The 9,914-nt window shown below is 64.2% G+C and carries 7 protein-coding genes; 6 read left to right on the top strand and 1 reads right to left on the bottom strand.

The genetic code is table 11. The annotated features are described in order from the left end of the window. Nucleotides 1-215 (bottom strand): Asp-tRNA(Asn)/Glu-tRNA(Gln) amidotransferase subunit GatC (gene gatC, locus ACESMD_RS01435; RefSeq protein ID WP_372609639.1); only part of this gene is annotated, 215 nt, incomplete at its 3' end. A gap of 181 nt (nucleotides 216-396) precedes the next feature. Here gatC and ACESMD_RS01430 point away from each other — a divergent pair. Genes ACESMD_RS01430 through tldD form a run of 6 tightly spaced genes read left to right on the top strand, consistent with a single transcriptional unit; the run spans nucleotide 397 to nucleotide 9,701 of the window. Then, entirely contained in the window at nucleotides 397-1,434 is a 1,038-nt protein-coding gene (locus ACESMD_RS01430; RefSeq protein WP_372609637.1) for a rod shape-determining protein, read from the top strand. Nucleotides 1,435-1,489: 55 nt separating this feature from the next. After that, nucleotides 1,490-2,380, top strand: coding sequence for a rod shape-determining protein MreC (gene mreC / locus ACESMD_RS01425; RefSeq protein WP_372609635.1), 891 nt, complete (start codon nucleotides 1,490-1,492; stop codon nucleotides 2,378-2,380). After that, nucleotides 2,377-2,865, top strand: a complete 489-nt coding sequence (gene mreD / locus ACESMD_RS01420) for a rod shape-determining protein MreD (protein WP_372609633.1) — start codon at nucleotides 2,377-2,379, stop codon at nucleotides 2,863-2,865. The genes mreC and mreD overlap by 4 nt, the downstream gene beginning before the upstream one ends. A 57-nt stretch (nucleotides 2,866-2,922) precedes the next feature. Continuing rightward, nucleotides 2,923-4,386 (top strand): ribonuclease G, encoded by a 1,464-nt coding sequence (gene rng / locus ACESMD_RS01415; RefSeq protein ID WP_372609631.1) that lies wholly within the window; start codon nucleotides 2,923-2,925, stop codon nucleotides 4,384-4,386. Nucleotides 4,387-4,389: 3 nt separating this feature from the next. After that, the gene (locus tag ACESMD_RS01410; protein WP_372609629.1) at nucleotides 4,390-8,250 is read left to right on the top strand and encodes a YhdP family protein; all 3,861 of its coding nucleotides are present in this window, start codon (nucleotides 4,390-4,392) and stop codon (nucleotides 8,248-8,250) included. Further along, on the top strand, nucleotides 8,247-9,701 hold the full coding sequence (tldD, locus tag ACESMD_RS01405; protein WP_372609627.1) for a metalloprotease TldD: 1,455 nt from the start codon (nucleotides 8,247-8,249) through the stop codon (nucleotides 9,699-9,701). Before ACESMD_RS01410 ends, tldD begins: the two co-directional genes overlap by 4 nt. Nucleotides 9,702-9,914: the final 213 nt, after the last annotated feature.

The following is a 9,914-nucleotide window of genomic DNA, read 5'->3' as shown; positions in this document are numbered from 1 at the left end:
TGATCGGTCTCGGTGACCTCGTCGGCGCGCAGGCGTTGGGTGGCGTCCAGAGGGTGGGCCAGGGGAGCAACACCCTGGGTGTCGAGCGCCTGAAGTTCGTCGACCATCGACAGGATGCGGCCGAGATCCTCGAGGTAATGCCTTGCCTCGTCATCGCTCAGGCCAAGCCGTGCCAGGTGAGCCGCGCGGAGAACGTCGCTGTGTTCGAGTGCCATGTCCGAATGTCCTCGAAGGGAGGGGGTTACTGTAAACGACCGCAGAAGGTACCACATCCGCCCGCCGGCTGGCAGACCCGTTCAGTGCCTATCGATGGGGCTTTTGCTTGCTGCAGGGAGGCCGCGGTGATATCGTTTGGCTCCGCACAGGGTTTCCGGACTGCACTAGGTAACGACATCCATGTTCAAACGTTTGAGGGGGCTGTTTTCCAGCGATCTGTCGATCGACCTGGGAACCGCCAATACACTGATTTATGTGCGCGGCCGAGGCATTGTGCTCGATGAGCCATCTGTGGTGTCGATTCGTCAGTCCGGCAACATGCGGACGGTGGCCGCGGTGGGTGCGGATGCCAAGCGAATGCTGGGTCGCACACCGGGCAACATTACCGCCATTCGTCCGATGAGGGATGGGGTGATCGCCGATTTCACCGTGACCGAGCAGATGCTCCAGCACTTCATCCGCAAGGTACATCAGAGTACCTTTCTGACACCGAGTCCGCGGGTCCTGGTCTGCGTGCCCTGCATGTCCACCCAAGTGGAGCGGCGTGCCATCAAGGAATCAGCCGACGGGGCCGGTGCCCGCGAGGTCTTCCTCATCGAGGAGCCCATGGCGGCGGCCATCGGTGCCGGCTTGCCCGTTGAAGAGGCTTATGGCTCCATGGTGGTGGACATCGGTGGGGGCACCAGCGAGATCGCCATCATCTCGCTCAACGGCATCGTTTATTCCGAGTCTACCCGTGTGGGGGGTGACCGCTTCGACGAAGCAATCACCGCCTATGTACGTCGTCACTACGGTAGCCTGATCGGCGAGGCCACGGCGGAGCGGATCAAGGAAGAGATCGGCTGTGCCTATCCGGGCGGTGAGCTGCGCGAGATCGATGTGCGCGGCCGTAATCTGGCGGAAGGTATTCCGCGCAGCTTTACGCTGAATTCCCACGAGATCCTGGATGCCCTCCAGGAGACCCTGGCGGCCATCGTTACCGCGGTGAAGAGTGCCCTCGAGCAGTCGCCTCCCGAGCTGGCGTCCGATATCGCCGAACGGGGGCTGGTGCTGACCGGCGGCGGCGCACTGTTGCGCGACCTGGACAAGCTGATTGCCGAGGAAACCGGCCTGCCGGTCATCGTCGCCGAGGATCCGATGACCTGTGTGGCTCGGGGGGGTGGCAAGGCCCTGGAGATGATCGACCAGCATACCTTCGAACTGCTCTCCAGCGATTGACGCTGGAGGCGCCGCGGGGGGTTCGTCTATCAAGCCGCTGTTCTCGCATGGCCCATTGCCGGGGTATCGCCTGCTGCTGTGCGTCCTGGTATCCGCCGCCTTGATGTTCGTGGATACCCGATTCACCCGCATGGAAGTCGTGCGTGCCCAGCTCTCCACACTGGTGGCACCCATCCAGTGGGTGGTCAGCCTGCCCAGTGAAGTGCTCAACTGGGGCTCGCTTGCGTTCTCCGACCAACGCGCCCTGCTGGAGGAGAATCGACGCCTGCGGGGGCAACTCTTGACCCTTTCCCATCGTGTTCAGCGCATGGCCAGCCTGACGGCCGAGAATGTGCGCCTGCGTGAGCTGCTCGCTGCTGGGCAGCGTGATGAAGTTCCCTTCATCACCGCCGAACTGCTCTCGCTGGATACCGATCCCTTTTCCCATCAGATGGTGATCGACCGGGGGAGGCGAAACGGTGCCTATGTGGGGCAGCCGGTGATGGATGCCTCCGGACTGGTGGGACAGATTACCTCGGTCTCCGCCTTTTCGAGCCGTGTCCTGCTGGTGGCCGATGCGAGCCATGCCCTGCCCGTGCAGATCAACCGCAATGGGTTGCGGTTCATTGTCCAGGGTACAGGCCGCTACGATGAGCTGAATGTCCTGCATGTGCCCGATACGGCGGATATCCGAGTGGGCGACCTCCTGATCACTTCCGGTCTGGCGGGGCGTTTCCCGTCCGGGTATCCAGTGGGCCGTGTGGCGGAGGTCGAACATGATCCCGGCCAGTCCTTCGCCACCGTCAATGCCACACCGGTGGCCCAGCTGCAACGTTCCAGGCACTTTCTGCTGCTCTTTCCCCCTTCGCCGGCCAAGATGGCCGGGGAGGGTAGGCTCTCTCCCGACGCGGTGGAAGCCGCCCTCGAGGTGGTTCGTCAGTCCCTGGATGAGGAGACACCTCGATGAAGGCGCCGTCGTCCGCCAGCCTGCCCTGGGTCTGGTTCACCCTGGTGCTGGCGCTCTGCCTGCAGGTCATGCCCCTGGCCGACGGCTGGCAGATCTGGCGGCCCGACTGGCTGGGACTGATGCTGATCTACTGGTGCATGAAGGCACCCTATCGTGTGGGTGTCTTCCATGGCTTCTCGATGGGGATCCTGCTGGACCTCATCGAGGGCGCCCCTCTGGGCCAGAATGCCTTGATCCTGTCCTTGCTGGCATTCCTCTGTGCCCTGGTGTATCCACGGTTCCGGGCCTATTCGCTTGTCCAGCAGGCGGTCCTGATCCTGGTGCTGCTGGGTATGGTACAGCTCGTCGAACAGTGGCTGCGCACCCTGCTCGGGCCCTTCTCCATTCATCTCTCCTTCCTGTTACCCTCCTTGATAGGTGCCTTGCTTTGGCCATGGCTGACCACCCTTTTCGAAGCCCTGGGACGCCGTCTGGCCAGCGATTAGCAGGATTCTCGAGGTTGTCATGAATGGCGAGCGTTTTATCTGGACAAGGATTTCCGCATGAGCGGTGAAGTACTCATCAACCTGACGCCGATGGAAACCCGGGTCGCCGTGGTGGAAAATGGTGTCCTCCAGGAGGCCTTCATCGAACGTTCCCGTCGTCGGGGAATCGTCGGCAACATCTACAAGGGACGGGTGGTCCGCGTGCTGCCGGGCATGCAGGCGGCCTTCATCGATATCGGCCTGGATCGTGCCGCCTTCATCCATGCTCATGAGGTGATGCCCTCAGGCACCCCGGCCGAGGAGCAGTTGTCCATCGGTCACCTGCTGCACGAGGGCCAGGCGCTGGTGGTCCAGGTGATCAAGGAGCCTATCGGTACCAAGGGCGCGCGCCTGACGACTCATCTGTCGGTGCCGTCCCGCTATCTGGTCTACATGCCGGATTCACCCAACTATGGTGTCTCCCAGCGTATCGAGGATGAGGGGGAGCGTGAGCGCCTGCGCGGCCTTCTCGAATCGATCAAGGCGGAACAGGGTTCCGAGGTGCCGGGGGGATTCATCGTGCGTACCGCCGCCGAGGGCGCTGCTAGCGATGAACTCCAGAGTGACATGCGATTCCTGCTGCGTTTGTGGAGCAAGGTAAGCGAGCGCAAGGTCACGGCGCCGGCGCCCAGCGTGATCTATGACGATCTGCCCCTGTTCATGCGGATCCTGCGCGACGTGATGCGGGAAGATGTCGAGAAGGTGCGCATCGACTCCCGCGAGAATTACCAGAAGCTGGTCGAGTTTGCCGAGGAGTTCATGCCCGATGCCCTGGAGCGTATCGAGCATTATGGCGGAGAGAGGCCGATCTTCGATCTTTACAGTGTCGAGGATGAACTCCACAAGTCCCTGGGGCGCAAGGTCCAGCTCAAGTCCGGTGGCTACCTGGTGATCGATCCCACCGAGGCGATGACCACGGTGGATGTCAACACCGGCGGGTTCGTCGGGCATCGCAATCTGGAAGAGACCATCTTCAAGACCAATCTGGAAGCGGCCACGGCCATCGCCCGCCAGCTGCGGCTGCGTAACCTGGGTGGCATCATCATCATCGATTTCATCGACATGGAGGACACGGAACACCAGCGACAGGTCCTGCGCATGCTGGAGAAGTCCCTGGAGCGTGACCACGCCAAGACGAAGTGCACCGGTGTCACCGAACTCGGGCTGGTTCAGCTCACTCGCAAGCGCACCCGCGAGAGTCTCGAGCAGACACTCTGCGAGGCCTGTCCGACCTGTGGAGGGCGAGGCACCCTCAAGACGGCGGAATCGGTCTGCTACGAGATATTTCGTGAGATCCTCCGCGAGGAGCGAGCCTACAATGCCGAATCCTATGCCGTGCTGGCCTCCCAGGCCGTGGTGGATCGGCTGCTCGACGAGGAATCCGCCTCGGTCGCCGATCTCGAGGCCTTCATCGGCAAGACCATCCGCTTCCAGGTCGAGACACACTATTCCCAGGAGCAGTACGATATCGTGCTGATGTAGCCCATGACCCCGATTCGACGGTTGTCGCGATGGGTGCTGACACTGGTGGCATTCTCATTGGCGATTGTCGCCCTGTTGACGCTCCTGGTCCGGTTGGGGCTCGGCCTGGCAGAAGGCTTCACGCCTCGACTCGAATCGCTGCTCTCGGCCCGTTTCGGTGCCGTGGTGCAGATTCGCGAGCTGGATACCGGACTGTCCCGTTTCGACCCTGTGGTGGCCCTTTCCGGGCTGATGATTCGCTCACGAGAAGGAGTCGGCCATGTGCCGCTTCTCGAGGTGGGTCAGGCCAGGCTGCAGCTGGATGCCCGCACCACCCTGGTCGAGGGCCTGCCGGTCGTCGAGGATGCCCGCGTCCAGGACGTTACCTTGCACCTCTATCAGGATGTCGCGGGTCGCTGGCACTGGCCCGACCCGGCACGACTCCCGCCCGAGCTTGAACTCGAGACCGGGCTCGATCTCGATCGCCTGGATTTCTGGGTCGGCCTGCTGCTTCGCCAGCGGGCCTGGGTCGAGAATTTTCGCCTGGTCCTGCATGGTCAGAAGCGACGCATTGCCTTGCATGCCCCGCGTCTATTGATGAGCGGCGATTCCCGCCATGCGCAACTGGAAGGGCAGTTGCGTCTCGAGGATCCAGCGCTGGATCGCGAGGCACCTGTCATGCAGGTCGCCCTCGAGATCCTTCCCGGCCCCTCGGGCATGCGGGACTTCAGTGCCGCCCTTCAGGCCGACATGCAGTTCGACAGCCTGATGAGTCTGGTCGAGGTGCTGGGCGCCGGTGATCCCTTGCGTCTCGATTCTTCCAGCGGCAATACGCGTCTCTGGGCGCGATGGCATCGTGGTCAATTGGCGGATGCGCGTCTCGACCTCGAGGTACCCAGGCTCGCCATGAGCCACCGGGATGAGCGCGGAGAGCTGCGCCATATCGTCTTGAATGACCTGCAGGCGCGGAGCCAGTGGTTGCGGCGCGATGATGGCTGGGAGGCCTGGCTCGAGGGAGATGCCGAGAGCGCCGGATGGGATGAACCTCGAGGGCTCGAGGATCGCTGGGGCCCCGCCTTGCCGAAGTTTTGGCACATCCGCAGCAGCGGCGATGCCTGGCGGCTCAATACCACGGACTTCGACCTGGGGTCGCTGGCGGCCTGGCGAGATCGGCTCCCCCTGCCGGAGGCCTTGTCGCGCGTCATCGACACCTTGGACCCTCGTGGCCGGATAACCGGATTGGGGCTGGGGCGGGAGGACGGTCAGTGGGTGGCCGAGGCGGCCCTCCGGGACGTTGCCGTATCGCCCTGGCAACGCGTCCCCGGGGTGGGGCCCCTGGACATGTGGGTAGAAGCACGGGGCCTCAAGGGAAACGTCCTCTTTGCGGGTGACGATGGAACCGAGTTGCATTTACCCGAGGTCTTCGGCCCCTCCCTGTCGCTTTCCCGTGCCGGTGGTGAGGTGCTCTGGTCCTACGATGGTCCGCGCACCGTTGTCAGCGGTCGTGACCTGAGGGTCGGTTGGCAGGGTGCCGACGTGGAAGGGAATTTCGGCCTGTCGGCGGTCGCCGACGAACGGGGAGTCTTCGGCCTGTCGCTGGGCTTTCGCGACGTCGACGCCATCGACACCCCCTTGAATGATTGGCTGCCCATGGAAATCCTCGGCGAGGAATTGCGTGCCTGGCTTGGCAATGGCGTGGAGGGACGCGTGTCGCAGGGCGCGCTGCGCTTGCATGTCCCCATATCGGGTGGTGCGTCCCGCATTCCCCCCACCTTCGGCCTGGATCTGACCATCGAGGAGGGACGCCTGCCCTTTGCCGCCGACTGGCCGGCGCTGGATGCCGTGTCCGGTGAACTGTCGTTGCAGGACGGTCGTCTCTCGGCACGCGTGGATCATGCCGAGAGCCTCGGCGTGGAAGCCCGGGAGGGTCGGGTCTCCCTGGAGGAGGGTCGGCTCGATGTCAACGCTGACCTTTCGGCGTCTGCCGGGGCCCTGCGTGACTACCTCCTGGCGATTCCGGCAGAGGGCATGGCGATGGTCGATGCCTGGCGAGGAGAAGGAAGTGCCGAAGGACGACTGGGGCTGGCCCTGACGCTGGGCGAGCCCGAGTCGCTGGCCCTGGAGGTGGACACCGAGGTGGCGCTCTCTAGTCTGACCTATACCCCGTTGGACCTGACCTTGGGCGACCTGGCAGGCCCACTGGTCTGGCGTCAGGAAGGGACGGATGGCGGATTGGAGGGACGCCTGGAAGGCCATTTGTTCGGTGGCTCCCTGCGCGCCGACATCGACACCCGGGGTGGGGGAATCGACCTTTCCGGGACGGCGAGTGCCGGGGCGGTGTCTCGCTGGGGTGGGGCGCCGGCCCTCGTGGAGATCTTCAACGGTCAGTTCCCCTGGCAGGGGCAGCTGGCCTTCGGCGATGGGGATGGCAGGCTGCGACTGGATTCCACCCTGGAAGGGCTCAGCGTGGCGCTTCCGGCTCCGCTCGGCAAGTCTGCCGCGGAACGCAAGCCGCTGGTGCTGGAGGTCGACCTGGCGGGCGGGCGTATCGAGGGGCAACTGGGCGATCAACTCAACCTGCGGTGGCGAGACCTGCCGCGATCGGATATCGGGCAGGGGCAGCTGTGGTTGGGTCGCCCCCCGCGTGCCGACTGGCCCTCGGGTGAAGGTTGGTGGATCGATGCCTTCATGCCGCGGCTGGATATCGTAGCATGGAGGCAGGCCATGTCGGGGCTGGAACCCCCTGGGGGGGCTTCCGGTGGCGCCAATGGCATGATCGGCCGCCTGCGCTCCGTTCGACTCGAGACGGGTTGCCTGGAAAATGCGGGCCACTGCCTTGGGTCCTTGCAGGCTGAGGGTCGACCCCAGGATGGCACCGATTGGTCGATAGAGTTGGACGGCAGCCTCCTGGCCGGCCAGGTCGATTACCGCCCCGCCCTGCGCGACGGCCTGGATATCAGGCTCACACGGCTGTCACTGGATGGCTTCGTGACCGAGCTTGCCGAGGGAGGCTCGTTGATGGACCAGATCGCCACGCCGCCGGAGGCCGAGCCCCTGCCATCCTGGGTCGGTGACTTGCCCGATGGTCGGCTACGTATCGCCGAGATCGAGCGCCAGGGTCGACGCTTTGGTCCCTTCACCAGCGATTGGCAAGCCACCCCCGAAAGACTGACGCTGGCCCCACTGGGGTTGACCCTTGGCGAGATATCGGCGCGTGGCGAACTGGTCTGGGAAACGGCGGGGGCGTCGGATAGCCTGACACGGGCCAGGCTCGATCTGGATGGCCGGGATCTGGGGTCGGCCCTGGAGCGGCTCGGCCAGCCAGGGCTGATCCGTAGCCAGGAGACACGTGTCTCCAGCCAGCTCGCCTGGCCGGGTGCCCCCTGGCAATTCGCCCTGGAACGCTCCCGGGGAAGTGTGGAGCTCTTCCTGCGTGACGGACGCTTCGTTAACATCGAATCGCCCACCGCCCGCCTGGTGGGGTTGCTCAACGTGGATAACCTGCTGCGTCGCCTGCGTCTGGATTTCTCCGACGTCACCAGTCAGGGAACCGCCTTCGACAGTGTCACCGGTGCGGCGACCCTGTATGGTGGCATCCTGGAAACCAACGGGCCGCTTGAGGTCGAGGGTCCGGCGACCTTCTTCAGCCTCGAAGGCACGGTGGACCTGGTTCGGCGGGAACTCGACCAGCGTCTGAGCGTCACAGTCCCGGTCAGTCGCAATCTGCCGCTGACTGCGGTGATTGCCGGCGCCCCGTTGGTGGGTGGAGCCCTGTTCATTGCCGACCGTCTCTTTGGCGATGCGCTCGACCGCGTGACCCGAATTCATTATCGCGTGCGGGGTCCCTGGATCTCGCCGCAGATCTCTGTGGAAAATGCCGAATGACATCACGCCAAGACTTTCTTCTCGATGACGTCGCCGAGACCTTGCTCGCTCCCGGTGGACTGGACCTCGACTCCCTGGATGTGGGACTGGGCCATGCCCTGGGACGCGGCATCGATTATGCCGACCTCTATTTCCAGCGCACCTGGCATGAGGGATGGGTACTCGAGGATGGCGAGGTCAAGGAGGCCCGCTACAACATCGACGGGGGCGTAGGGGTTCGCTCCATGGCCGGTGAGAAGACCGGCTTTGCCTATTCCAACCAGATATCTCCCGAGGCCCTGGCCGAGACCGGACGCACGGCAGCCGGGATCGTGCGTGGTGGTGACCAACTCTCGATCGCCTCGAGAGTCGTGGCACGTCACCCTGCCGCCTATGCCGGGGTGGATCCGCTTTCCGGACTCTCCGCCGAGGCCAAGATCGCCATGCTCAAGCAAGCCGATCGAGCCGCGCGGGAGGCCGATCCCGCGGTATCCCAGGTGAGTGCCTCGCTCAGCGGTGTCCATGAACTGGTGCTGGTGCGGGCCAGCGATGGCACTCTGGCGGCGGATATCCGCCCGCTGGTGCGTTTCAACGTCAGCGTCATCGTGGTCAGGAATGGCCGGCGGGAACGCGGTAGTGCCGGTGGTGGCGGACGCTATTCCATGGCCCGTCTCCGCGACGAGCAGGTCGCCGAGCGCTATGCGAAGGATGCGGTTCGCCAGGCGCTGGTCAATCTCGAGGCCGTCGATGCGCCGGCCGGCCAGCTACCGGTCGTGCTGGGCCCGGGCTGGCCGGGCATCCTGCTGCACGAAGCGGTGGGCCATGGCCTGGAAGGGGATTTCAACCGCAAGGGCAGCTCGGCTTTCGCCGGACGCATGGGGCAGCGGGTGGCTTCTCCCGGCGTCACCGTGGTCGACGATGCGACCCTGATCGATCGCCGTGGTTCGATGAGTGTCGATGATGAAGGCACCCTGGGCCAGTGCACCACCCTGATCGAGGACGGCATCCTCACCGGCTACATGCAGGACAAGCTCAATGCACGCCTGATGGGCATGGCGCCAACCGGCAATGCCCGTCGTGAGTCATTCGCCCACTTGCCGATGCCGAGAATGACCAATACCTACATGCTGGCCGGTCAGGATGACCCCGAGGATATCCTGCGCAGTGTCAAGCGCGGCATCTATGCAGTGAGTTTCGGCGGGGGCCAGGTGGATATTACCTCGGGGAAGTTCGTCTTTTCGGCAAACGAGGCCTACCTGATCGAGGATGGTCGCATCACTACACCGGTCAAGGGCGCGACCCTGATCGGTAATGGACCCGAGGCCATGGGGCGTGTCTCCATGATCGGTCATGACATGGAACTGGATACCGGGATCGGCGTCTGCGGCAAGGAAGGGCAGGATGTGCCCGTGGGCGTCGGCCAGCCGACCCTGAAGCTCGATGAGTTGACCGTGGGTGGTACCCAGTCCTGAGCAGGAAATGCTCTGGACTGTTGGCGAGGGGCGTCGGGGGCAGGCCGAAGAGGAGGTTCTGCGCCAGGGATGGCGCCGGTAGCGCCCAGGGATGGGTTCACAGCGCCTCCTCGCAGGCCTGCGGCCGGATCAGACCCGAGCGGCGTGAAACCTACATCCCGGCGGTATCGCGGATCAGCCGGAACAGCTTGCGGGCACTGGCCGGAGGCTTGC

This window comes from Halomonas sp. (assembly GCF_041689495.1).
In the GTDB taxonomy this organism is placed as follows: Bacteria; Pseudomonadota; Gammaproteobacteria; order Pseudomonadales; family Halomonadaceae; genus Halomonas.
This window is presented reverse-complemented; position numbering and strand designations above follow the sequence as displayed.

What these genes read in the sequence shown, in the direction of transcription:
- ACESMD_RS01430 (WP_372609637.1), top strand. Translation starts at nt 397, where the DNA reads ATGTTCAAACGTTTGAGGGGGCTGTTTTCCAGCGATCTGTCGATCGAC.
- mreD (WP_372609633.1), top strand. Translation starts at nt 2,377, where the DNA reads ATGAAGGCGCCGTCGTCCGCCAGCCTGCCCTGGGTCTGGTTCACCCTG.
- ACESMD_RS01410 (WP_372609629.1), top strand. Translation starts at nt 4,390, where the DNA reads ATGACCCCGATTCGACGGTTGTCGCGATGGGTGCTGACACTGGTGGCA.
- rng (WP_372609631.1), top strand. Translation starts at nt 2,923, where the DNA reads ATGAGCGGTGAAGTACTCATCAACCTGACGCCGATGGAAACCCGGGTC.
- tldD (WP_372609627.1), top strand. Translation starts at nt 8,247, where the DNA reads ATGACATCACGCCAAGACTTTCTTCTCGATGACGTCGCCGAGACCTTG.